Source organism: Streptomyces sp. NPDC053474 (genome assembly GCF_044544845.1).
Classification (GTDB): Bacteria; Actinomycetota; Actinomycetes; order Streptomycetales; family Streptomycetaceae; genus Streptomyces.
In genome coordinates this window covers 618287-641678 of the sequence record NZ_JBITXV010000001.1, presented here as the reverse complement: position 1 = coordinate 641678, position 23392 = coordinate 618287, and the positions used below count along the sequence as shown (strand labels likewise).

Annotated in this window: 22 protein-coding genes; 7 read left to right on the top strand and 15 right to left on the bottom strand. The window is 73.0% G+C overall.

The window, feature by feature from the left end; all coding sequences use genetic code 11:
- Window positions 1-94 precede the first annotated feature (94 nt).
- Both ACIG3E_RS02915 and ACIG3E_RS02910 read left to right on the top strand, forming a co-directional pair.
- Window positions 95-1042 (top strand): ABC transporter ATP-binding protein, encoded by a 948-nt coding sequence (locus tag ACIG3E_RS02915; protein WP_399610408.1) that lies wholly within the window; start codon window positions 95-97, stop codon window positions 1040-1042.
- The gene (locus ACIG3E_RS02910) at window positions 1029-1997 is read left to right on the top strand and encodes an ABC transporter permease (protein WP_399610405.1); all 969 of its coding nucleotides are present in this window, start codon (window positions 1029-1031) and stop codon (window positions 1995-1997) included. The genes ACIG3E_RS02915 and ACIG3E_RS02910 overlap by 14 nt, the downstream gene beginning before the upstream one ends.
- 10 nt (window positions 1998-2007) lie before the next feature.
- Here ACIG3E_RS02910 and ACIG3E_RS02905 read toward each other — a convergent pair whose 3' ends face one another.
- The 4 genes from ACIG3E_RS02905 to ACIG3E_RS02890 all read right to left on the bottom strand — a co-directional run bounded on the left by ACIG3E_RS02905 (window position 2008) and on the right by ACIG3E_RS02890 (window position 6111).
- On the bottom strand, window positions 2008-2607 hold the full coding sequence (locus tag ACIG3E_RS02905; protein WP_399610402.1) for a flavodoxin family protein: 600 nt from the start codon (window positions 2605-2607) through the stop codon (window positions 2008-2010).
- Between the two features lie 90 nt (window positions 2608-2697).
- A complete protein-coding gene (locus tag ACIG3E_RS02900) occupies window positions 2698-3651 on the bottom strand; it encodes a M28 family metallopeptidase (RefSeq protein ID WP_399610400.1) in 954 nt (317 codons plus the stop codon).
- Window positions 3652-3860: 209 nt separating this feature from the next.
- Window positions 3861-5306, bottom strand: a complete 1446-nt coding sequence (locus tag ACIG3E_RS02895) for a hypothetical protein (RefSeq protein ID WP_399610397.1) — start codon at window positions 5304-5306, stop codon at window positions 3861-3863.
- A gap of 94 nt (window positions 5307-5400) precedes the next feature.
- Window positions 5401-6111, bottom strand: a complete 711-nt coding sequence (locus ACIG3E_RS02890) for a hemerythrin domain-containing protein (protein WP_399610395.1) — start codon at window positions 6109-6111, stop codon at window positions 5401-5403.
- Window positions 6112-6245: 134 nt separating this feature from the next.
- On the opposite strand from ACIG3E_RS02890, the gene ACIG3E_RS02885 reads away from it, so the two are divergent.
- Complete coding sequence (locus ACIG3E_RS02885; protein ID WP_399610392.1) at window positions 6246-7133, top strand: TIGR03619 family F420-dependent LLM class oxidoreductase; 888 nt, start codon at window positions 6246-6248, stop codon at window positions 7131-7133.
- 587 nt (window positions 7134-7720) lie between these two features.
- Here the strand turns inward: ACIG3E_RS02885 and ACIG3E_RS02880 are convergent.
- Window positions 7721-8728: a helix-turn-helix domain-containing protein gene (locus ACIG3E_RS02880; protein ID WP_399610391.1), complete on the bottom strand. Its 1008-nt coding sequence runs from the start codon at window positions 8726-8728 to the stop codon at window positions 7721-7723.
- Window positions 8729-8779: 51 nt separating this feature from the next.
- Between ACIG3E_RS02880 and ACIG3E_RS02875 the strand changes: the two genes are divergently transcribed.
- Window positions 8780-9196: a cupin domain-containing protein gene (locus ACIG3E_RS02875; RefSeq protein ID WP_399610388.1), complete on the top strand. Its 417-nt coding sequence runs from the start codon at window positions 8780-8782 to the stop codon at window positions 9194-9196.
- A gap of 10 nt (window positions 9197-9206) precedes the next feature.
- On the opposite strand, the gene ACIG3E_RS02870 is transcribed toward ACIG3E_RS02875, so the two are convergent.
- Together ACIG3E_RS02870 and ACIG3E_RS02865 are read right to left on the bottom strand one after the other, a co-directional pair.
- The gene (locus tag ACIG3E_RS02870) at window positions 9207-9656 is read right to left on the bottom strand and encodes a VOC family protein (RefSeq protein ID WP_399610386.1); all 450 of its coding nucleotides are present in this window, start codon (window positions 9654-9656) and stop codon (window positions 9207-9209) included.
- A 23-nt stretch (window positions 9657-9679) separates the two neighbouring features.
- Complete coding sequence (locus ACIG3E_RS02865) at window positions 9680-10186, bottom strand: winged helix-turn-helix transcriptional regulator (RefSeq protein ID WP_399610382.1); 507 nt, start codon at window positions 10184-10186, stop codon at window positions 9680-9682.
- An 89-nt stretch (window positions 10187-10275) separates the two neighbouring features.
- Here ACIG3E_RS02865 and ACIG3E_RS02860 point away from each other — a divergent pair, with 89 nt between their 5' ends.
- Window positions 10276-11742: an MFS transporter gene (locus ACIG3E_RS02860; protein ID WP_399610379.1), complete on the top strand. Its 1467-nt coding sequence runs from the start codon at window positions 10276-10278 to the stop codon at window positions 11740-11742.
- On the opposite strand, the gene ACIG3E_RS02855 is transcribed toward ACIG3E_RS02860, so the two are convergent.
- Complete coding sequence (locus tag ACIG3E_RS02855; protein ID WP_399610376.1) at window positions 11679-12539, bottom strand: AraC family transcriptional regulator; 861 nt, start codon at window positions 12537-12539, stop codon at window positions 11679-11681. The genes ACIG3E_RS02860 and ACIG3E_RS02855 overlap by 64 nt on opposite strands.
- Window positions 12540-12640: 101 nt before the next feature.
- Here ACIG3E_RS02855 and ACIG3E_RS02850 point away from each other — a divergent pair, with 101 nt between their 5' ends.
- Window positions 12641-13507, top strand: a complete 867-nt coding sequence (locus ACIG3E_RS02850) for an NAD(P)H-binding protein (protein WP_399610373.1) — start codon at window positions 12641-12643, stop codon at window positions 13505-13507.
- Here ACIG3E_RS02850 and rarD read toward each other — a convergent pair.
- Together rarD and ACIG3E_RS02840 are read right to left on the bottom strand one after the other, a co-directional pair.
- Window positions 13461-14381, bottom strand: a complete 921-nt coding sequence (gene rarD, locus ACIG3E_RS02845; protein WP_399610768.1) for an EamA family transporter RarD — start codon at window positions 14379-14381, stop codon at window positions 13461-13463. The genes ACIG3E_RS02850 and rarD overlap by 47 nt on opposite strands.
- 248 nt (window positions 14382-14629) lie before the next feature.
- Window positions 14630-15490: an SDR family oxidoreductase gene (locus tag ACIG3E_RS02840; protein ID WP_399610370.1), complete on the bottom strand. Its 861-nt coding sequence runs from the start codon at window positions 15488-15490 to the stop codon at window positions 14630-14632.
- 102 nt (window positions 15491-15592) lie between these two features.
- Between ACIG3E_RS02840 and ACIG3E_RS02835 the strand changes: the two genes are divergently transcribed.
- A complete protein-coding gene (locus tag ACIG3E_RS02835; RefSeq protein WP_399610367.1) occupies window positions 15593-15979 on the top strand; it encodes a winged helix-turn-helix transcriptional regulator in 387 nt (128 codons plus the stop codon).
- 37 nt (window positions 15980-16016) lie between these two features.
- Here the strand turns inward: ACIG3E_RS02835 and ACIG3E_RS02830 are convergent, their stop codons facing one another.
- The 5 genes from ACIG3E_RS02830 to ACIG3E_RS02810 form a co-directional block, all read right to left on the bottom strand.
- Window positions 16017-17099 carry a 2-oxoacid:ferredoxin oxidoreductase subunit beta gene (locus ACIG3E_RS02830; protein WP_399610365.1) on the bottom strand — a complete coding sequence of 361 codons (1083 nt, stop codon included), beginning with the start codon at window positions 17097-17099 and terminating at the stop codon, window positions 16017-16019.
- Window positions 17092-19023 (bottom strand): 2-oxoacid:acceptor oxidoreductase subunit alpha, encoded by a 1932-nt coding sequence (locus tag ACIG3E_RS02825; protein ID WP_399610362.1) that lies wholly within the window; start codon window positions 19021-19023, stop codon window positions 17092-17094. The genes ACIG3E_RS02830 and ACIG3E_RS02825 overlap by 8 nt, the downstream gene beginning before the upstream one ends.
- 392 nt (window positions 19024-19415) lie before the next feature.
- Window positions 19416-20123 (bottom strand): LuxR C-terminal-related transcriptional regulator, encoded by a 708-nt coding sequence (locus ACIG3E_RS02820; RefSeq protein WP_399610360.1) that lies wholly within the window; start codon window positions 20121-20123, stop codon window positions 19416-19418.
- Between the two features lie 319 nt (window positions 20124-20442).
- The gene (locus tag ACIG3E_RS02815) at window positions 20443-21825 is read right to left on the bottom strand and encodes a sensor histidine kinase (protein ID WP_399610358.1); all 1383 of its coding nucleotides are present in this window, start codon (window positions 21823-21825) and stop codon (window positions 20443-20445) included.
- Between the two features lie 217 nt (window positions 21826-22042).
- Window positions 22043-23218 carry a sensor histidine kinase gene (locus ACIG3E_RS02810; protein ID WP_399610355.1) on the bottom strand — a complete coding sequence of 392 codons (1176 nt, stop codon included), beginning with the start codon at window positions 23216-23218 and terminating at the stop codon, window positions 22043-22045.
- Window positions 23219-23392 lie beyond the last annotated feature (174 nt).

The window sequence follows — 23392 nt, the reverse complement described above, 5'->3', positions numbered from 1 at the left end:
CAGCGCACGCGGAGACGGTGCGCGTGGCGATCGCGCACGCGGGGACAGCGCACGTGAAGACCGTTCACGCGAGGACAGCGCGCGCGGCGGCCGCGTGCGTGGGGACAGCGTGATCGAGACCTCCGCGTTGACGAAGCGGTACGGCAAGCACGTCGCTGTGGACCGGCTGAGTCTCGTCGTGCCCCGCGGTAGCGTCTTCGGCTTTCTCGGACCCAACGGCTCGGGCAAGACCACGACCATCCGCATGCTGATGGGCCTGATCGAGCCGACGTCCGGCCGGGCTTCGGTGCTCGGCCGCCCCATGCCGCGCGCCCAGCGCACCGTGCTCCCACGTGTGGGCGCGCTCATCGAGGGCCCCGCCCTCTACGGCTTCCTCTCCGGCCGCGAGAACCTCCGCCGGTACGACGCCGCCGACCCGACGGCCGACCCCCGCACCCGCCGCGCCCGCGCCGAGGCCGCGCTCGACCGGGTCGGCCTGACCGCCGCCGCGGGCAAGAAGGCCAAGGCGTACTCGCTCGGGATGAAGCAGCGCCTGGGCCTGGCCACGGCGCTGCTCCAGCCCCGCGAGCTGCTGGTGCTCGACGAGCCGACGAACGGCCTCGACCCGCAGGGCATGCGGGAGATCCGCTCCCTGGTGCGGGAGCTGGCCTCCGACGGCACGACGGTCTTCCTCTCCTCCCACCTGCTCGACGAGATCGAGCAGGTGTGCACGCACGCCGCCGTGATGGCGCAGGGCCGTCTGATCACCCAGGGCCCGGTGGCCGAGCTCGCCGCGGGTGCGCGGGGGCGGCTCGTCGTGACGACGCCGGACACCGCCGACGCCGCCCGGGTCCTGAAGGAGCAGGGCGTCGCGGACGTCGTCGTCGAGGAGGACCGCGTGACGGGCGAGCCGCCGGGCCCGGACCGCGTGCCCGACCTCGCCGACGTGACCGCGGCACTGGTCGGGGCGGGCGTCCGCGTCCGCGGCTTCGGCGTCGAACGGGCCTCCCTGGAGGACGCGTTCGTGGCGCTGACAGGGGAGGGATTCGATGTCGCGGGCTGAAGTGACACCAGGGACCGGCATGACGGACGGGACGGGCGTGAGAGACAGGACGGGCGCGACGGGCGAGGGCTCCGCGGGGAAGGCGGGCGGCGGCGCGCCCCGCACGCCGAGCCTGCTGTGGAGCCTCGGTCTGTTCCGCAGCGAGCTGTCCGTGACGTTCCGGCGCTGGCGCACCCTCGCGCTGCTCGCCGTCCTGGCCGCCGTGCCGATCCTCGTGGGCATCGCCGTGAAGATCGAGACGAGCGACGGCGGTTCGGTCAGCGCGGGCGGCCCGGACGGCGAGGGCCCCGCGTTCATCGCGCAGGTCACCAACAACGGCCTGTTCCTGGTCTTCACGGCGCTCGCCGCGACGCTGCCGTTCTTCCTGCCGATGGCGGTCGGCGTCGTCGCGGGCGACGCGATCGCGGGCGAGGCCAGCGCGGGCACGCTGCGCTATCTCCTCGTGGCGCCCGCGGGCCGCACCCGGCTGCTGCTCGCCAAGTACGCGACCACGCTGGTCTTCTGCGTGGTCGCGACCCTGGTCGTGGCCGCGTCGGCGCTCGCGGTCGGAGCCCTGCTGTTCCCGCTCGGAGAGGTCACGACGATCTCCGGGACGCGCATCGGCTTCGCCGACGGGCTGCTGCGCGCACTGCTCATCGCGCTCGTCGTCGCCGCCTCACTGATCGGCGTGGCGGCGCTCGGGCTCTTCGTGTCGACGCTGACGGGCAGCGGCATCGCCGCGATGGCGACGACGGTGGGCCTGCTCATCACCGTCCAGATCGTCGACCAGATCCCGCAGCTGCACGCCGTCCACCCGTACTTGTTCCCGCACTACTGGCTGTCCTTCGCCGACCTCATGCGCGACCCGGTCTACTGGGACGACCTGGTGCGGAACCTGGGCCTCCAGGCGCTGTACGCGGGCGTGTTCGGCTCGGCGGCGTGGGCGCGGTTCGGGGCGAAGGACATCGCGAGCTGACGGGCACCGGTCACGCGCCGTCGTCGTACGGGTAGCGCGCGAGCGGCGCCTCCTGGGCGAAGAACGTCTTGGCGCGGGTCAGCGCCTCCGTGTCGTCGAGCACCTGCCCGGGCCGGGTGCCGTTGCCGAGCAGGACGCCGCCGAAGCGCATCGGGAAGTACGCCGCCGAGTAGCGCAGCGTGCCGATCAGCGGCTCCGCCACCTCCTGTTCGCGGTGGGCGAGCGCCGTCACGCCCCACAGGGTGCGGCTCTTCATGGCGTCCTGGAAGCCGAGCTCGGGGACCTCCAGCCAGGCGTCCCAGTAGTCGAGGTAGCGCTTGACGGAGGCCGAGACCGAGTACCAGTACAGCGGCGACACGATGACGATGTCCGTGGCGTCGAGGGTGGCCTCCAGGAGCAGCGCCTCGTTGTCGCCGACGGGCAGCGGGCGGGCGCGGCCGTACGACGGGTGGTGGCGCAGGTCCTCCAGGTCGGGGACCTGGTGGTCGGCCAGGCTGAGCCAGCGCTGCTCGACGTCCGGGGGGAGCTGCTCGGCGGCCTTGCGGGCCAGGATCTCGGTGTTGCCCTCGGGGCGGGCGCTGCCGAGGACGAACAGGAATTTCCGGGTCATGACGCTCCCTGGGCGGTGCGGCGGATCCTTGCGCGTGCACTATATGCACGCGCAAGGATCACCGTCCAGAGATGACCAGAGATGACCGGCCTACTGCGACAGGCCCCAGACCGCGTAGGCGATCGCGTCGCTGTTGCGGTCGAGCGCCGTGTTGTTGATGTTCGCCGAGGTGTCGCACGACGAGTGGTAGCAGCGGTCGAAGGCCTGGCCCGCGGTGCCGCCCCACTTCTGGGCCTGGGCGGAGGTCTTGGCGGTGCTCGCGCCGGTGAAGATGCCGCCGACCGGGACGCCCGCGTTCTTGAACGGGGTGTGGTCGGAGCGGCCGTCGCCCTCGCGCTCCGGCTCGGTGCCGATGTTCAGGCCCGAGTAGTAGGTCTTGAAGGTCCGCTCGATGGTGGGGTCGTCGTCGTAGACGAAGTAGCCGGGGTTCGGCGAGCCGATCATGTCGAAGTTCAGATAGCCCTTGATCTTCGTGCGCTCCGCGGCGGGCAGGTTCCGCACGTGGTACGAGGAGCCGACGAGGCCCAGCTCCTCCGCGCCCCACCAGGCGAACCGCAGGTGCTTGGTGGGCTTGTACTGCTCACGGGACACGGCGAGCGCCGTCTCCAGGACGGCCGAGGAGCCCGAGCCGTTGTCGTTGATGCCCGCGCCGCGGCTGACGCTGTCGAGGTGCGAGCCCGACATGATGACCTGGTTGGGGTCGCCGCCGGGCCAGTCGGCGATCAGGTTGTAGCCGGTCCGGCCGCTGGACGTGAACTGCTGGACGGTCGTGGTGTATCCGGCGGCGTCCAGCTTGCCCTTGATGTAGTCGATCGAGGCCTTGTAGCCCGCGGTGCCGTGCGCGCGGTTGCCGCCGTTGGCGGAGGCGATGGACTGCAGCTGCGAGAGGTGCGCCTTGACGTTGGCCACCGGGATGTCGGGGGCGGCGGCGCGCGTCGGCGCCGTCGTCCCGGCGGCCGCGGTGGATATCGCGCTGGTCGTCAGGAGCGCGGCGACGGCTAGGGCGGCCGCGGTCGCGGTGCGTCCGGGAGCGGAGAGTCTCATGTGGGGGGCTCCGGCTTCTGTGTGGTGAATTCCGGGTGGATTCCCGGGGCTCACATCCCGAGTTGAACGTCGAATGAGCCTGGGGTGCCCGATGGTGGAGGCGTGTTGAGTTCACGTCAAGAGCGGGATCCGGACGCGTAGTTCCGCATACCGTGCGCTCTTCGTACGCGTGTGGGCGGATCCGCGAGGGGTACGGCAGGGTGGCCGCCTCAGGGCCGTACGTACACGACCCAGCCGGGCGCGTACGTATCCGGAACCGGCACCCGGGTCCAGGACCGGGCCCATGCCGGAGGCGGAGCTTTCCGCATGACCAGGGCGGTGGGGTGGCGTTCGGCGCCGCGGGGCGAGGGTTCGCAGCCCGCGACATAGGCAAGCGGAATCACCGACGTGTTGCCGCCGAGCAGGCAGGGCGTCCGTACGCCCCGCTCGTGCAGGACGGCGGCGACCCGCGCCCAGTCGCGCCGCGCGGACTCCTGGACGTGGTACGTGGAGGAGACCAGGGTGAGCTGCGCGGTCAGATGGGCCGCGAGGGCCAGGGCGAGGGCGCCCACCGCCGCCTTCCGCGGCCGCGCGCGCCGCGCCGCACGGACCGCCGCGAGCACCCCGAAGGCGACGGGCACGGCGAGCAGCGCGTGCGTGGGCAGCAGGAACCTCGGCGCGGTGTACGGCACCACCAGCACGTACGGCAGCGCGGCCGAGGCCGCGACGGCCACGGCCAGCAGGCCCCCGGCGGCCGTGCGTCGAAGCCCGCGCACCGACCACAGGCCGAGCGGCACCAGGACGGCGAGCAGCAGCCACCACCCCAGGGCGGTCGGCCGCACCCCGTCGCCGGAGCACGGGCGGCAGAGCAGCGGCCCGTCGACGGCGGTGAACAGGTGCAGCGCCGAGTCGGTGAGCCGCAGGCCGCCCTGCACCTCGCTCGCGGAGCTGAGCCGTTCGCGTACGCCACCGAAGCGAACGTACGCCTCGATCGCCCAGGGCAGGAAGCCCGCCGCGAAGCCGGTGACGGCCGCGGCGGCGCGGGCGCCCGAGCGCCACCTCGGCACCAGGGCCGTGGCGAGCAGCAGCGGCCCGGCGACGGCGGCCCCGTCGTTGGGCCGCATCAGGGTGGCGAGGGCGAGGCCGCCCGCGACGCCCGCGCAGGCGCGCGCCGTGGGGCGGCGGTGCAGGAAGAGGCCGACGGCACCGGTGGCGCCCATGGCGGTGTAGTGGTTCGGCATGGCGGCGTTCGCGTAGAACAGGGTGATCCACAGGCTGCCGTACAGGCCCGCGGCCACCGGCGCGGCCTCGGGGCGGTCCGGCGCGGCCCGCACCCAGGGGCGGAAGCCGAGGTAGAGCGCGGCGCTCGCCAGGAGCGTCAGCCAGGCGCGCAGCAGCACGGCCGAGTCGCTCCAGGTGGCGACGGGCGCGAGGAGCAGCGGCACGCCCCGGGTGCGGGGCGCGCTGAAGGGCACCCCGGCGCCCGGGCCCGCGAACGGGCCGAAGCGGCTCGCGTAGACGAGCTCGTCCCAGCCGAGCCGCAGCCCGAGCGGGACGAGGACGAGCGAGGTGAGGGCGAACAGCGCGCAGACGGCGAGCAGAAGCCGGTGAGCGCGCTGTTCGCGGTCGCGACGCGCGGAGCGTCGCGCTTCCTGTTTCCGCAAGTCGAGCGCCACCCGGCAACCGTACGGAATGCGGGCATTACGGCGGGAGTGCGCCTGCCGCCGGGCGTGGCACGCGCTGTCGTGAACGTGGCGCTCTCCCGGGCCGTCAGGAAGCCGGGCCGAAGACCTCCACCTCGTGCTCGGCGTACGCCCGGAACACCGTGTCCGCCACGGGCGACGAACCGCTGGGCGGGGCGAGGGCGCGCAGGTCGTCGGCCGTCGCCCACGACATCAGCCAGGCCCGCAGCCACGGGGCGTGCTCGACGGGCGTGGCCGCGCGGATCCTGGCCTCGGCGGCGGCGTAGTCCTCGGCGCTGACATGCCGCGTGATGACCGGGAACAGCTCCCGCTCCTCGGCCGCGATGTGCCCCACGAGGGCCGCGTGCTGCGCGGCGAGCGCGTCGGCGAGACGGCGGGCGTGCCGCGCGGGGGCCTCGCCGAACAGCGTGGCCGCCCAGTCGCAGGCGTCCTGGAGCGGGTCGAGGGCCGTGTGGTCCTCGGTGAGCGAGGCCAGGTCGACCACGCTTTCGGGGGAGAGGCCCGCCACGAAGGAGCCGTCCGTCAGGGCCTGTTCGACGGCGGTGGCGATCACCGGCCACAGGATGGCGTCCTCGTTGTCGTGGTGGTGCCGGACGCCGACGTTGTAGCGGTGCACGTACGTGGCGATGGAGCGGGCCCACGCGCCGGTCACCGGGCGGCCGGACGTGGCGATGCCCTCGACCAGCGCGGCCAGGCGCTCGACGTCGCCGATGATCGCGCGGTGGGCGAGGCGGATGCCGGTCAGGTCGGGTGCGGGGGCCAGGGTGTGGTTGGTCATGGAGAGACTGTGGAGGGGGCAGGTACAGAACCGGTCAACGGCCGTTAAACGACCGGGCCCGCCGCGGCTCGGGTGGCACGGGTCACACGTGGAGCTACGCGGTCCGGGGCCGTCCCCGCGCGCAGGATGGGCCCATGCACATAGGTATCGCCCTGCCGCAGTACGGCACGCACGCCCGGGAAGAGTCCATCGCGCCGTTCGCCCGGGACGCGGAGGCCGCCGGGTTCGACTCGCTGTGGGTCGGGGACCGCTCGCTCACGCCCGTCGCGCCCAGCGATCTCTACCCCGGGCACACCCCCGACAACCCCTACCCGCCCGAGTACAAGACCTTCATGGACCCCCTGACGGTCCTCACCGTCGCCGCCGCGGCGACCACCCGGGTCCGGCTCGGCACCAGCACCCTCAACGCCCCCTGGTACCCGCCGCTGCTCCTCGCCCGCACCCTGACCACGCTCGACCGCGTCAGCGGGGGCCGCCTCGACGCGGGGCTCGGCATCGGCTGGCTGCGCGACGAGTACACGGCCGTGAACGCGGACTTCGGCAAGCGCGGGGCGCGCCTCGACGAGATCCTGGACGTCCTGGAGGGCATCTGGACCGAGGAGACCTTCGCGCACGAGGGGCCGCACTGGCGGATCCCCCGCTCCTACGTCGGCCTCCGGCCCGTCCAGCAGGCCGGTCCGCCCGTGTACTTGGGCGGCTTCAGCCCCGCCGCGATGGCCCGCGTCGGCCGCCGGGCCGCGGGCTGGGTCGGGGTGACGCTGCCGCCCGAGGCGCTGGCGGGCCTGTGGTCCCTCGCCCGCGGTGCCGCGGAGGCCGCCGGGCGCGACCCCGACGCGCTGCGCCGCGAGATCCGCCACAACCCGAAGCCGGGGGCTTCGGCGGAGGAGATCGCGGGGGTGCTGCGCGGGGTCCGGGGGGCCGGGGTTGAGGGGTGTTTCGTGGATCTTCAGCAGTGTGTACGGGAGCCGGGGGCGGCGCTGGACCTGGGCGCCCGCGTACTGGACCTACTCCGCAGGGGCTGACCCCGCTGCGCAGGGGCTTGTTGAGCGTGCCCTTGCCCGGGCGGGGCTTGGCTTGGGCGTGCCCTTGCCCGGGCGGGGCTTGGCCTGAGCCTGCCTTGCCTGGGCGGGGCCCGGGCCCGGGTAGCTGCGGTTGGCTGCTGGGGTGGGGCCCTCGCCTACGGCTGGTCGGCACCTGGGTGCTGTGCCCACCCGTCCCGCCCTGCGGGACGATTGCCCACAGGGGGGGCGGCCCGGCCTGCGCCTCACCCGCGGTGCGCCCCGCGCCCCCGCGCAGCGTGGACTCGCCCACCACCCCCGCCCCGCAGGGGCGGTGTACATCGGTCACGCACCCGCAGCGCCCCGCGTAGGGGCCGACCCGGCGAAGCCAGGTGCAACGGGTGGGTGGGTGGGAGAGACCCGCCGCGGTAGCGGCGGGGAGGGGAGGAGATCGGCCGCAGCGCTCCGCGTCGGGGTCCGGCCGGGCGAAGCCGGGTGCAACGGGTGGGTGGGTGGGAGAGACCCGCCGCGGTAGCGGTGGGGGCGCGGCGCCACGGCTCGGGCCCCGCCCGGCGAAGCCGGGGCCGCGCCAGGGACAGGGAACCTACCCGTCAGGGGCCGAAGCGGCGGCGGTAGGCGGAGGGGCTGAGCCCCGTGGCCCGGCGCAGCCGCGCGCGGAGGTTGGCCGCGGAGCCGAGCCCACTGCGCTGGGCCACCACGTCGAGCCGCTGCTCCCCGCGCTCGATGAGCCGGCACGCGAGCCCCACCCGCTCCCCGTTCAGCCAGGCCAGCGGCGTCGTACCCAACTGCGCCCGGAACCGCCGGTGCAGCGTGGCGGGGCTGACGGCGGCCCGCGCGGCGAGCCCGCTCACGGTGAGGGGCTCGTCGAGCCGTTCCTGGGCCCAGGCGAGGAGCGGCGCGAGGGATTCGTCGGGGACGTCGGGGACGGGCCGTTCCACGAATTGCCGCTGTCCGCCGTCGCGGTGGGCGGCGAAGACGAGCCGCCGGGACACGGACACGGCGACCTCCGTGCCGAAGTCGCGGCGCACGATGTGCAGGCCGAGGTCGAGCGCGGCGGCGCTGCCCGCGGCGGTGAGGATGTCGCCGTCGTCGACGAAGAGGACGTCGGGTTCGAGCCGGACGGCGGGGAAGCGGGCCCGGAAGTCGTCGGCCCACTGCCAGTGCGCGGTGGCGCGGCGCCCGTCGAGGACCCCGGCCTCGGCGAGCGTGAACGCGCCGCTGCAGAAGCCGACGAGCCGGGCCCCGCGCGCGTGCGCGCGCCGTACGGCGTCCAGGACGGCGGGGCGGCGCGGCACCTCGATGTCGGGCCGGTTGGGCACGATCAGCGTGTCGGCGGTGTCGGCGGCCTCGATCCCGGCCACCCCGGTGAGCGTGAAGAAGCCGTCCCGCATGAGGGTGCGGGGCTCGGGCGAGCACAGCGCGAAGTCGTACAGGCCGGGCCGCGCACGGCCGAGTTCGGGCCGCTGGAGGCCGAAGATCTCGGTGGCACACCCGAGTTCGAAGGGATTGGAGTTCTCGTCGACGATGACGACGACCCGATGAGGCACCGGCCCCGGGCCCCCACCCAAGGGCACCACCTGAGAGTTTTCTTGCGCCATATGCGATTCCTAGCACTCGTGGTCGGCGGGGCCAAGGCCCACGATGGGCTCATGACCAGAGAAACCGCAGTCCAGAGGCGTACGCCGATCGCTCTCGACCAGGCCTTCGCCTCCTTCGACGAGCACTGGAGCCCCCGTATCGTCACGCACGTCAACGACTACGACGTACGCGTCACCAAGGTCGAGGGCGAACACGTGTGGCACGTGCACGACGACACCGACGAGTTCTTCCTCGTCCTGGACGGGGAGTTGGACATCGCCCTGCGCGAGCCCACGGGGGAGCGCACGGTGACCCTGCCGAAGGGGTCGGTCTTCACCGTCCCGCGCGGCACCGAGCACAAGCCGACCGCGCGCCCCGGCACCCGGATCCTGCTCTTCGAGCCCACGGGCACGCTGACGGTCGGCGACCGCCACGACGAGGTCCCCACCCACGTGGACGTCACCACAGGCCACGCCCTCAACGCCTAGCCGTCGGCCCTCAATGGACGCAGAACTCGTTCCCCTCCGGGTCCGTCATCAGCGTCCACGCGCCGCCCGCGGCCCGCACCTGGCGCTGCACGGCCGCGCCCAGCGTCTCCAGGCGGGCGACCTCCTCGTCGCGCGTACCGGGTGCGGCGTGCACGTCGACGTGCAGCCGGTTCTTGCCGGACTTCGGCTCCGGCACCCGCTGGAAGAGCAGACGGCGGCCGAGCCCCGTGCCGCTGTCCTCCTCGTACGGGTCGTCGGGGTGCCGTACGGCGATGAGGTCGCGGAAGGCGCGGCGGCCGCGGAACACCACCGTCTCGGCCTCGGTCACGGCGCCGAAGCCGAGCAGCCGCTCGATGAGGGCGCTGTTGTCCTCCACCACGTAGCCGAGCGCCTCGGCCCAGAAGGCGGCCTGGGCGTGCGGGTCGTGTGCGTCGATGACGAGCTTCCAGTGCAGGGTCATGCGGCCATTCAAGCGCCCGCCCCTCAGGCGCCTGCCCCAGGGCCGGCCGCCGCGCCCGCCCCGGCGTCGTTCGCCCGCGCGTCGTACGACGACCGCGCCGCCGCGATCTCGTTCTGGTGCTCCTCGGTCCAGGTGACCAGGGACTGGATGGTGTGGTGCAGGGTGCCGCCCAGCGGCGTCAGCTCGTACTCGACGCGGGGCGGCACCACCGGGTGGACCGTGCGCTGCACGAGGCCGTCGCGCTCCAGTTGACGCAGGGTGACGGTGAGCATCCGCTGGCTGATGCCGTCGATCTCGCGCCGCAGCTCGGTGAAGCGCAGCCGGCGCTGGTCGAGGAGCGCGATCACCAGGAGTGACCACTTGTCGGCGATCCGGTCGAGGATCTGCCGCACCTGGCAGTCCTCGCGGGTGTCCCACTGGAAGGGGTCGGCGTCCCCGTAGTCCAGCCCGTTCCCGTACTCCTGGGCGGCGCCGTGCGGCGGCACGGTGCCCCCGGAGTTACTCGGTGACTTCAAAGTGCCTTCTTCCATACCCGTCGATGCTGCCGCACGCTGTCCACGGTTACAAGAAGGAACCGGCCACCAGTTGGGTAACCAACGGATTGAATCGAGGAGTCACCATGGGCGCCCGCGCGTGGGCACTGCTGCTCGTCCTCTGCGGCACGATCTTCCTGGAGGGCGCCGACATCGCGATGCTCGCGATCGCGATCCCCACGATCAGGTCCGACCTGGACCTGTCGACGGCCACCGCGGCCTGGGTGATCAGCTCGTACGTCCTCGGCTACGCGGGCTTCACGCTGCTCGGCGGCCGCGCGGCCGACCTGCTCGGCAGGCGGCGGATGTTCCTCACCTGGCTCGGCGTCTTCCTGGTCTTCTCCGGGCTCGGCGGCCTCGCGACCGAGGGCTGGATGCTGATCGTGGCCCGGTTCGTGACCGGCGTGGCCGCCGCGTTCATGACGCCCGCCGCGATGTCCATCATCACCACCTCCTACGCGGAGGGCCCCGAGCGCAACAAGGCGCTGCTCGTGTTCGCGGGTACCTCGGCGGGCGGCTTCTCGCTCGGCCTGGTCATCGGCGGACTGCTCACCGAACTCGGCTGGCAGTGGGTGTTCTTCGCCCCGGTCGTCCTCGCCGCCGCGATCCTCGCCGCCGCCGTCCGGCTCGTGCCCGCGGCCGACGCGCCCGCGGCGAAGGCGTCGGCGACCCTGCGCTCGGGCGGCTTCGACCTGCCCGGCGCGGCGGCGGCCGCGGGCGCCATGCTGCTGCTCGCCTACGGCGTCGTACGGCTCGAACACGGCCTCGACGGCTGGCCGGTGACGCTCGGCGCGGCCCTCGGCGGGCTGCTGCTCAGCGCCGCGTTCGTCGGCATCGAGCGCCGCGCGGCCGTGCCGCTCGTACGCCTCGGCATCTTCCGCACCGGCACGGTGGTGCGGGCCGGGCTCGGCGCGCTGCTGTTCCTCGGTGCCTTCATGGGCTTCCAGTTCGTGCTCACGCTGTACTTGCAGGAGCTGCGCGGCTGGTCGTCGTGGCAGACGGCGATCGCCCTCGTCGTGATGGGCTGCGACGTGGTGCTCGCGCCGACCCTCACGCCCCGCCTGGTGAACCGCTACGGCCACGCCCGCGTGATCCTCGGCGGCTTCCTGCTCGCGGCCCTCGCGTACGCGCTCTTCCTGCCGGTCGGCAGGGACTGGACGTACGCGGCGATGTTCCCGACGCTGCTCGTCGCGGGCACGGCCTTCGCCCTCGCGTACGGGCCGCTGATGATCGCGGCGACCGACGGCGTCGACGCGCGGGAGCAGGGCCTCGCGGGCGGAATCCTGCACACCGCCACGCAGTTCGGGGCGGCGATCGGGGTCTCGGGCGTGACGGCGGTGTACGGGCTCGTCGCCGGGGGCCACGGCGGCACGGACGGGGCCGGGCACTCGCTCGACGCCTTCCGCGCGGCCCTCGTGGTGCCGGTGGCCCTCGCCCTGGTGGGCGTGGCCGTCGCCCTGGCCGGGGTGGTGCGCGGAAGGTGGCCGGGTCAGCCCGCGGCCCGGAGCGAGGAGCCCGCCGCCGCCCTGCCCGTGACCAGCGAGGCGCGGTGACCGCTCGGGGTGATCCCCCGGATCCGCTTGAAGGCGTCGCTGAAGCCGAACCCGTCGGCGTACCCGACCCGTCCGGCCACGGACGCCACCGTCGCGCCCGGCTCGGCGAGCAGCTCGGCGGCGAGCGTCATGCGCCACTCGGTGAGGTACGCCATCGGCGGCCGCCCGACGAGATCGGTGAAGTGGCGGGCGAAGGCCGCGCGCGAGACCCGGGCGCGCGCGGCCAGCGCCGCCACCGTCCAGGCCCGGCCCGGCTCCTCGTGCATGGCGCGCAGGGCCGGGCCCACCACGTCGTCGCCCAGCGCCCGGTACCAGGCGGGCGGGCAGGACTCGGGCAGGTCGAACCACTCCCGCAGGGTGCAGGCGAGCAGCCAGTCGAGCATCCGGTCCATCACGTACTGGCGCCCCGGCCGGTCGGTCGCCACCTCGTCCGCGATCAGGCCGATGATGGTCAGGCACTCCTCGCCGCCGGGCACCACGAGCACCGGCGGCAGCGCGCTGAGCAGCCGCCGCCCGCCGCTGCCGTCCCACTGGTAGGTGCCGGTGACCAGCTCGGTCTCCGCGTCCCCCGCGGCGACGATGCCGAAGGGGCCCGAGGTGTGCACGGCGGCGCAGCCCGCCCCCAGGGTGCGCGTCCCGCCCGGGCCCGTGACGTGGGCCTGCCCGCGCAACACCATGACCAGGGTCAGCGCGGCGGGCTCCGTCCGCTCCGGCTCCCACGCCCCGCGCAGCACCGTACGAGCGAACAGCGCGCCGTCCGCGCGGATACCGCGCAGCAGATCCCCCAGAGCGTCCATGCCCCCACCGTAAACGGCCGTCCGGGCCGGTTGGACGGATGCCTATGGGGCCGAGACGGACGCCCATGTCACCCGGAGCGGCACGGGGGTTGGCTGGACGCATGACGACGACACCCCAGGCAGCACCCCAGAAGACACCGCGTACCGACGAGTTGATCCTCGTGCTCGGCGCCACCGGCAAGACCGGGCGCAGGATCGTGCCCCGGCTGCGCGCGGCGGGCCACACCGTGCGCGCGGCCTCCCGCTCCGGCGAGACTCGTTTCGACTGGAACGAACGCTCTATTTGGCCAACAGTATTGGACGGCGTGACCGCCCTCTATCTGGTCGCGCCGGAGGATCCGGAGCCCGTCGCCGACTTCGTGGCCCAGGCCGTGGCGGCGGGCGTGCGCCGCTTCGTGGTCCTGTCCGGGCGCGGCATCGAGGTGTCCGGCGAGTCCTTCCTCGCGGGCATGGCCCGGGCGGACCGCGTGGTGCGGGAGTCGGACGTCGACTGGACGGTGATCCGCGCCAACAACTTCGCGCAGAACTTCGACGAGGACTTCGCCCACGCGCCGCTGCTCGCGGGCCGCCTCGCCCTGCCGGTCGGCGACGTGGCCGAGCCGTTCGTCGACGTCGAGGACATCGCGGAGGTCGCGGCCGCGCTGCTCACCGAGGACGGCCACACCCACCGCGTGTACGAGCTCTCGGGGCCGCGCGCCCTCAGCTACGCGGACGCGGTCGCGGAGATCGCGGCGGCGTCGGGCCGCCCGATGCGCTTCGAGGCGGTCACGGAGGAGCAGTTCCTGACGGAGCTCCGCGCGGCGGAGGTCCCCGAGCCGCTGGCGCGCGAACTGGCCGCCATCTTCACGTTCACGGCCGAGGGCCACCTCTCGCCGCTCGCGACGGGCGTCCAGGACGTCCTTGGCCGGGCGCCGCGGGACTTCAGCGCGTACGTGAAGTCGGCGGCGGCGCGGGGTGCGTGGGCCTGACGGCGGGAGACGGGACGGCCTGCCGCGCGGCGGCGGCCCGGGCCGCGTTGCGCCGCGCGAAGCGGAACGCGTCGAAGGTCAGCAGCGCGAGCGCCAGCCACACCAGGGCGAACCCGGCCCACCGCTCCGGCGGCATCTCCTCGTGGAAGTACAGGATGCCGAGCAGGAACTGGAACACGGGCGCCAGGTACTGCAGCAGCCCGAGGGTGGACAGCGGCACGCGGATCGCGGCGGCGCCGAAGCAGACCAGCGGCGCCGCCGTCACCACACCGGTCGCGGCGAGCAGCGCGGCGTGCCCCGCGCCCTCCGTGCCGAACACGAGGTCGCCCTGGGTGCCGAGCCACACCAGATAGGCGACGGCGGGCAGGAACTGCACGGCGGTCTCGGCGGCCAGGGACTCCAGGCCGCCGAGGTTGACCTTCTTCTTCACCAGGCCGTACGTCGCGAAGGTGAAGGCCAGGCAGAGCGAGATCCACGGCGGCCTGCCGTAGCCGATGGCGAGGACGAGCACGGCGGCCAGGCCCACGGCGACGGCGGCCCACTGCACGGGCCGCAGCCGTTCGCCGAGCAGCAGGACGCCGATCGCGATGGTGACCAGGGGGTTGATGAAGTAGCCGAGGGAGGCCTCGACGACGTGGCCGGTGTTCACGGCCCAGATGTAGATGCCCCAGTTGACCGTGATGACGGACGCGGCGATGGCGACGAGGCCCAGTCTGCGGGGCTGGCGCAGCAGTTCACCGGCCCAGGCCCAGCGGCGTACGAAGAGCAGCGCGACGGCGACGACCACGAGGGACCAGGCCATGCGGTGGGCCAGGATCTCGCCCGCGCCCGCGGGCTTGAGGAGCGGCCAGAAGAGGGGCACGAGGCCCCACATGCCGTAGGCGGCGACGCCGTTCAGGAGGCCTATGCGGGCTTCCCCCTTCGCCTGCGCAGGTCCCACAGTTCCTCCTCCGTGCCAGCAGCCCCACGCTGCACCCCGAAGGTAGCGCCCCCGCCCCGCACCTGTCATGCCCGTTCCGCAATACGGTCATGACACGCCCCCCGCTGTGGGCAGCTGGTCCGCCCAGAGGGCGGAACGGGTGGGCACAGCCCCCCACCGGCCAGCAGCCACAAACGAGACGGTCAGGCCAGGGCGGCAGCGACAGCCGAGGCAAGCGGAGTGGTGGGCCGCCCGATCAGCCGGGCGAGGTCCCCGCTGGTCCCGGCCAGCAGCCCACGCCCGATGGCCGCGTCGACATCCACCAGCACAGCCGCCAGCGGCTCGGGCAGGCCCGCCCCGACCAGCACCGCCAGATGCTCCGCAGGCGACACCTCGGCATACGTCACATCCTTGCCGGAGGCCTCCGCGACCTCCGCCGCGTACTCGGGGAAGCTCCACGCCACGTCCCCGCTCAGCTCGTACGCGCGCCCCTCGTGCCCCTCGCCGGTCAGGACGGCGACGGCCGCGGCGGCGTAGTCGGCGCGGGCGGCGGAGGCGACGCGGCCCGAGGGCGCGGCGCTGCCGACGACGGCCCCGTGCTCCAGGACGGGGGCGAGGTGCTCGGTGTAGTTCTCGTGGTACCAGCCGTTGCGCAGGAACGTGTACGGAAGGCCCGAGTCGAGCACCGCCCGCTCGGTCTCCTTGTGCTCGGCGGCGAGGTCGAAGTCGGCGTCGGGCCCGCCGAGGACGCCCGTGTACACGAGGTGCGCGACCCCGGCGGCCTTCGCCGCGTCGATGACGGCCCGGTGCTGCGGCACCCGGCGGCCGACCTCGCTGCCGGACACGAGCAGGACCTTGTCGCCCGCCGCGAAGGCGCCCGCGAGGGTCTCGGGCGCGCTGTAGTCCGCGATCCGCAGCTCGACGCCGCGCGCGGCGAGGTCGGCGGCCTTCTCCTTGTTCCGTACGACGGCCACGACCCGGTCGGCGGGTACGCCCGCGTCGAGCAGCCCCTCGACGACGAGACGGCCGAGGTGTCCGGTGGCTCCGGTGACGACGATGCTCATGGGTGATTGCTCCCTTTATGCCCCGGTGGGATTCGGTATGCCACTCACCCTAGTTAAGGCACTAACCAGCCGTAAGTACCAACTTTGAAGTAAGGTACTGGCATGGCCGTAAGTAAGAGTGGGTCCCCGGACGCCGAGCAGCTGTGCCCCCACCGCCTGATCCTGGAGCACGTCACGAGCCGCTGGGGCGTCCTCGTCCTGATCGCGCTCGCGGAGCGCTCGTACCGCTTCAGCGAGCTGCGCCGCGAGGTCGGCCGGACCGGCAGGGCCGTCAGCGAGAAGATGCTGGCCCAGACCCTCCAGACCCTGGAGCGCGACGGACTGGTGCTCCGCGAGGCCAGGCCGGTCATCCCGCCGCACGTCGACTACTCCCTCACCGGCCTGGGGCGCGAGGCCGCCGAGCAGGTCAGGGCCCTCGCCGCCTGGACGGACCGGCGCATGGACGACGTACTGAAGGCGCGCGAGAAGTACGACGAGGCCCGGTCCTGAAGGGTCAGGACCGGGCCTCGTCGAACGCGGGTGGCGGCTAGCCGACGACCGTCCAGGTGTCGCCGCCGGCGAGCAGCGCCGCGAGGTCGCCCTTGCCGTGCTGCTCGATGGCCGTGTCGAGCTGGTCGGCCATCAGCGTGTCGTACACCGGCCGCTCCACGTTCCGGAACACACCGATCGGGGTGTGGTGCAGCGTGTCCGGGTCGGCCAGGCGCGAGAGCGCGAAGGCCGTGGTCGGGGACGCGGCGCGGGCGTCGTGGACGAGGACCTCGCTCTCGTTCTCCGCGGTCACGGGGACGACCTTGAGGTCGCCGGTGGCCGGGTCGCGCACGACGCCCTTGGAGCCGTCCGTGCCGAAGCGGATCGGCGCGCCGTGCTCCAGGCGGATCACGGCCTCCTCGGCCTGCTGCTTGTCCTTGAGGACCTCGAAGGCGCCGTCGTTGAAGATGTTGCAGTTCTGGTAGATCTCCACCAGGGCCGTGCCCGGGTGGTCGGCGGCCTGGCGGAGGACCTCGGTCAGGTGCTTGCGGTCGGAGTCCACGGTGCGGGCGACGAAGGAGGCCTCGGCGCCGATCGCGAGGGACACCGGGTTGAAGGGCGCGTCGAGCGAACCCATCGGCGTCGACTTGGTGATCTTCCCGACCTCGGAGGTGGGGGAGTACTGGCCCTTGGTGAGGCCGTAGATCCTGTTGTTGAACAGCAGGATCTTCAGGTTCACATTGCGCCGCAGGGCGTGGATCAGGTGGTTGCCGCCGATGGACAGGGCGTCGCCGTCACCGGTGACGACCCAGACGCTCAGGTCGCGCCGCGAGGAGGCGAGGCCCGTGGCGATGGCGGGGGCGCGGCCGTGGATGGAGTGCATCCCGTACGTGTTCATGTAGTACGGGAAGCGGGAGCTGCATCCGATGCCGGAGACGAAGACGATGTTCTCCTTGGCCAGGCCGAGCTCGGGCATGAAGCCCTGGACGGCCGCCAGGACCGCGTAGTCACCGCAGCCGGGACACCAGCGCACTTCCTGGTCGGACTTGAAGTCCTTCATCGACTGCTTGGCCTCGGCCTTGGGCACGAGCTTCAGCAGCGTCTCGGAGCCGGTGGGCCCCTCGATCGTGGTGTCAGCCATCGATGGCCTCCTTGAGAGCCGTGGCGAGCTGCTCGGCCTTGAACGGCATTCCGTTGACCTGGTTGTAGGAGACCGCGTCCACGAGGTACTCGGCGCGGATCAGTGTGGCGAGCTGGCCGAGGTTCATCTCGGGGATCACCACCTTGTCGTAACGCTTCAGGACGTCGCCCAGGTTCCGCGGGAAGGGGTTGAGGTGGCGCAGATGGGCCTGCGCGACGCTCTGCCCCGCGGCGCGCAGCCGGCGCACGGCGGCGGTGATCGGCCCGTACGTGGAGCCCCAGCCGAGGACCAGGAGCCGCGCGTCGCCCGTCGCGTCGTCGACCTCGAGCTCGGGCACGTCGATGCCGTCGACCTTGGCCTGACGGGTGCGGACCATGAAGTCGTGGTTGGCCGGGTCGTACGAGATGTTGCCCGTGCCGTCCTGCTTCTCGATGCCGCCGATGCGGTGCTCCAGGCCCGGCGTGCCGGGGATCGCCCACGGCCGGGCGAGGGTCTTCGGATCCCGCTTAAACGGCCAGAAGACGTCGGTGCCGTCCGCCAGGGTGTGGTTCGGCCCGGAGGCGAACTGCACGCGCAGGTCCGGCAGTTCGTCCGGCTCCGGGATGCGCCACGGCTCGGAGCCGTTGGCCAGGTAGCCGTCGCTCAGCAGGAAGACGGGCGTGCGGTACGTCAGCGCGATCCGGGCCGCCTCCAGGGCGGCGTCGAAGCAGTCCGCCGGGGTGCGCGGGGCGACCACCGGCACCGGCGCCTCGCCGTTGCGGCCGTACATCGCCTGGAGCAGGTCGGCCTGCTCCGTCTTGGTGGGCAGGCCGGTGGAGGGCCCGCCGCGCTGGATGTCCACGACCAGGAGCGGCAGTTCCAGGCTCACCGCGAGGCCGATCGTCTCCGACTTCAGGGCCACGCCGGGCCCCGACGTCGTGGTCACCGCGAGCGAGCCGCCGAAAGCGGCGCCGAGGGCGGCGCCGATGCCCGCGATCTCGTCCTCGGCCTGGAAGGTGCGCACGCCGAAGTTCTTGTGCTTGCTCAGCTCGTGCAGGATGTCCGAGGCGGGCGTGATCGGGTACGAGCCCAGGTACAGCGGCAGGTCGGCCTGGCGCGAGGCGGCGATCAGGCCGTAGGCGAGGGCGAGGTTGCCGGAGATGTTCCGGTAGGTGCCCGGCGGGAACGCGGTCGCCGCGGGCGCCACCTCGTAGGAGACCGCGAAGTCCTCGGTCGTCTCGCCGAAGTTCCAGCCCGCGCGGAACGCGGTGATGTTCGCCTCCGCGATGTCCGGCTTCTTGGCGAACTTCGTCCGCAGGAACCGCTCGGTCCCCTCGGTCGGCCGGTGGTACATCCACGAGAGCAGCCCGAGCGCGAACATGTTCTTGCTGCGGCCCGCGTCCTTGCGGGACAGGTCGAAGTCCTTCAGCGCCTCGACCGTCAGCGTGGTCAGCGGCACCGGGTGGACCTGGAACCCGTCGAGCGAGCCGTCCTCCAGCGGCGAGGTCTCGTACCCCACCTTCTGCATGGCCCGCTTGGTGAATTCATCCGTGTTGACGATGATCTCGGCGCCGCGCGGCACGTCGCCGATGTTCGCCTTGAGGGCGGCCGGGTTCATCGCGACCAATACGTTCGGCGCGTCGCCCGGGGTGAGGATGTCGTGATCGGCGAAGTGCAGCTGGAAGCTGGAGACGCCGGGCAGCGTGCCGGCGGGGGCACGGATTTCGGCGGGGAAGTTCGGCAGCGTCGACAGGTCGTTGCCGAAGGACGCCGTTTCGGAGGTGAACCGGTCGCCGGTGAGCTGCATGCCGTCACCGGAGTCACCCGCGAAACGAATGATCACTCGGTCGAGACGACGTACGTCCTTCTCGCCCGCGGGCCTGCGCTGTTCCCCGACTACGGCTTCGTCGGCCTGCTCGGCCGGGCTACTGACCTGGCTGGTCACTGAACTGGACCTCCCTCGAGGCGACTGTGCGGGATCGCAGGCAGACCTGCCCTCCCATCGCCCACCCTACGTCTGTAAGGGGTACCTTCCTGGGGCCGCTCGCATGGTGGACGCACCTTTGAGACAGCTTGATGCCCTGATTTATCACGTTCTGCCTCGCCCCCCGGCCTCTCATGAAGACGCTCTCCGCTCATCCTTTGGTTCTAGGGCGCCGGATCTAGGACCGGCGCCCTCCTGCGCTGGGCGCTGTCCCGCTGCCGGGACGTCCCCGCCCTGGTCGGAGTACCTCGTCCGGCACCCCTGACACGATGTCAGTGCGGTGGGTGGATGGTGAATCCCGAACGCCCCTCAATGGGGCCGGACGTTCCCGGAACGACACCGGAAATACGGAATTAGGAATTCAGATACGTGAGCACGGCAAGCACCCTTCGGTGATCGCCGTCGCTCGGGGAAAGCCCGAGCTTCAAGAAGATATTGCTGACGTGCTTTTCCACGGCCCCGTCGCTGACGACGAGCTGGCGCGCGATCGCCGAGTTGGTCCGCCCCTCGGCCATCAGGCCCAGGACCTCCCGCTCGCGCGGGGTGAGCCCCGTGAGGACGTCCTGTTTGCGGCTGCGCCCGAGCAGCTGCGCCACGACCTCCGGGTCGAGGGCGGTCCCGCCCTGCGCCACCCGCACCACCGCGTCCACGAACTCGCGGACCTCCGCGACCCGGTCCTTGAGCAGATAGCCCACGCCCCGGCTCGACCCCGCGAGCAGTTCGGTCGCGTACTGCTCCTCCACGTACTGGGACAGCACGAGCACGCCGAGCCCCGGGTGGCTCTTGCGCAGCTTCACGGCCGCGCGCACCCCTTCGTCCGTGTGCGTCGGCGGCATCCGCACGTCCGCGACCACGACGTCCGGCAGCTCGTCCTGGGCCGCGAGCTCCGTGATCGTCTTGATCAGCGCGTCCGCGTCGCCCACGCCCGCGACCACGTCGTGTCCGCGGTCGGTCAGCAGCCGGGTCAGCCCCTCCCTGAGCAGCACTGAATCCTCGGCGATGACCACCCGCACCTTGTCCTCCACGATGTTCCGGCCCCCCACAGCCTGTCCCCACCCCATTGCCAGACCCCAGCATCCCAGCATCCGGACCCCCATGGGACCGACTCCGGCCACGTCCGAACAGCCGAGCGCCCCGAACGGGCAGATCAAGCCCGTCCGGGGCGTGGCTTTCCAGCCGCTGGGGTGTTCGAGGGGGAGGCGCGGGGCGCGCCGGTCGGGCCACCGGGGCGCGGGTGGGGTTGCGCCGGTCAGGGCCGCCGTGGCGCGGGTGGGGCTGCGCCGGTCGGGGCCGCCGTGACCCGGGGGTGGGATGCGCCGGTCGGGGCTGCCCGCGGCCCGGGGGTGGGATGCGCCGGTCGGGGCTGCCCGCGGCCCGGGGCTAGCCCCGCCAGGGGAGCTCCGCCGTCACCAGGGTCGGGCCGCCGACGGGGGACTCCACCACGAGGATCCCGTCCACCGCGTCCAACCGCTCAGCGAGCCCCGCGAGCCCGGAGCCCGCTCCCACGTCGGCCCCGCCCCGCCCGTCGTCGGTCACCTGGAGCATCAGCCGGTCCGCCGCCCGCCACACGTCCACGGACGCCCGCGAGGCCCCGCTGTGCTTGCTGATGTTCTGCAGGAGCTCGGAGACCGTGAAGTACGCGATGCCCTCGATCGCCGCCGCGGGCCGCGCGGGCAGGTCGACCTCCACGTCCACCGGCACGGTGCACCGCGCGGCGAGGGAGGAGAGGGCCGCGTCGAGCCCCCGGTCGGTGAGCACCGCGGGGTGGATGCCCCGCGCGAGGTCGCGCAGCTCCTGGAGGGCCACCTTCACCTCGCCGTGGGCCTCGTCGACCATCCGGGCCGCCGCCTGCGGGTCCTCCGCGAGCTTCTCCTTGGCGAGGCCGAGATCCATGGCCAGGGCGACGAGCCGGGCCTGCGCGCCGTCGTGCAGGTCCCGCTCGATGCGCCGCAGGTCCGCCGCCGCGGTGTCCACGACCACCCCCCGGTCCGACTCCAGCTCCTCGACGCGCGACACCAGCCGCGAGGGGCCGAGGAGCCCGAAGACCAGGACGCGGTCGACGGTGGTCAGGGCACGGATGATCCAGGGCGTGGCCAGCGTGATCAGCAGACCGGTGAGCGCGGTGAGCCCGATCTCGAAGGGGTTGTCCAGGTAGATGTGGTGCGTGGCGTCCCCGTAGAGCTGGATGCCGCCCTGGCCCGCGTACGCCGGGAAGACCCAGAACCACAGCGGGTACGTGAGCATCGCCCAGCCGTACGTCCAGAAGACCAGCGCCACCGCGAAGGCGAAGATCGCCCACGGCATGTGGACGACGGCGTACACCGCGTGCCGCCAGGAGACGCCGCTCTTCAGGACGGCACCCATCCAGGCCAGCGGCCCCGAGCCGCGCGGCTGGAGCGGGTGCGGGTCCTTCACGTCGACGCCGAGCAGCGTCCGCGCCCGCACCCGCTCAAGGGCGCCGAAGCCGCGGCAGGCGGTCAGCGCCAGGGCGAGCACGGGGACGCCGATGAACGTGATCAGCAGGCCCACGCCGAGCGTGAGCGTCGTCACCGCGAAGGAGAAGGCGATGACGCTGAGGGGCATCGACAGCAGCACGTACACGAACTCCCGCAGGGTGCGCCCCTCGAAGGGCGCCCGCAGCCAGACCGGGAGGAGGTGCTGGCGGGCCGTCTGGGCCCCGTCGCCCCCGTGGTCCTCGGCCCAGCGGCCGTCGAGGTCGCTCCTCATGAGGCGTCCGTACCCCTGTCCGTAGTCCGTGGCCATCGCTGCCGTCCGTTCCTGTTCGTCCCGCGCGGTTCCCGGCCCTCCGTGACCGGCGCGGGCTGCCTCTTGTCGTACTCCCAGAGTGCGCTCCGGGGCGTGCGGTGGGCCATGGAGCGCGTCGGCGTCTTCGGCCGGGGGTTTTCCCTACCCTCCGGGGGGATGTGGGCCCCGGCGGCGGAAGGGTGTGCTCCGGCCCGGCGCCCGCGCCGCGCCCGCCTCACCGGTCGCGCCACGGCAGCTCCGCCGTGATCGTCGTCGGCCCGCCCTGCGGCGAGTCGACGATGAACAGGCCGTCGACCGCGCCGAGCCGCTCGGAGAGGCCCGCCATGCCCGTGCCGCCGTCCAGGCTGGCGCCGCCGCGCCCGTCGTCGCGCACCTGGATGAGCAGCCGCTGGTCCGAGCGCCACACCTCGACGGCGGCGGTGCGGGCGCCGCTGTGCTTGGACACGTTCTGCAGGAGCTCGGAGACCGTGAAGTAGGCGATGCCCTCGATCGCCGCCGCCGGGCGCGCGGGCAGGTCGGCCGTCACCTTCACCGGCACCGTGCACCGCGCGGCCACCGAGGACAGCGCCGCGCTCAGGCCGCGGTCGGTGAGGACCGCGGGGTGGATGCCCCGGGCCAGGTCGCGCAGCTCCTGGAGGGCGAGCTTCACCTCGCCGTGCGCCTCGTCGACCATGGCCGCCGCCGCGTCCGGGTCCTCAAGGAGCTTCTCCTTGGCGAGGCCGAGCCCCATGGCGAGCGCGACGAGCCGGGCCTGCGCGCCGTCGTGCAGGTCCCGCTCGATGCGCCGCAGGTCCGCCGCCGCGGTGTCCACGACCACACCCCGGTCCGACTCCAGCTCCGCGATGCGCCGCTCCAGCTCGTCCGACGGCGAGAGCAGGCCGCGGGCCATCGCCCGGTCGGCGTTGGCGAGCGCCCGCACCACGAACGGCAGCACCGGCCAGAGCAGGAACAGGCCGCACAGCGCCAGCGTGAACGTCACGATGCCCCACGGCAGGCGTATGAAGCCGTACAGCACGGCCCGCCAGCCCACCGGGTCCTTCAGCGTCGACCACAGCCAGGCGAGGACCCCGCCGCCGCGCCGCGACTTCAGCGGCATGGGGCTCGGCTCGTCGATGTGCACGCCGAGCAGCGCCCGGGCCCGCGCTCGCTCGAACTTGCCGAAGAGCCGCGCCCCGTACAGCGCGAGCGCGAGCAGCGGCAGACCGATGACCGTGAACGACAGGAATCCGCCGATGAAGCACGCCGTCACCACGTACGTGAAACCGACCAGGCCCGCCGGGAGATTCAGCAGGAGGTGCAGGATCTCCTTCCAGGTGTGCGCGTCGTACGCGAACCGGGCAGGCGGCAGTGGCTCCGGTGTGGCCTGCGAAGACGTGGAACGTGGGGTCATATGAGCAAGAGTGCCCGGCCTGTGGCCCCGCGCGCCATGAGGGGGACCGCCGAACCGGACTGTGGATAACCCCACCAGATCGCTGTGGTGGATCCGGCGAACCGATCCGGCGGATCCGGCCGATGACGGACCCGCGGCCGACCGGTCCGTGACGGTCTGCTTACCTCGCCTTTA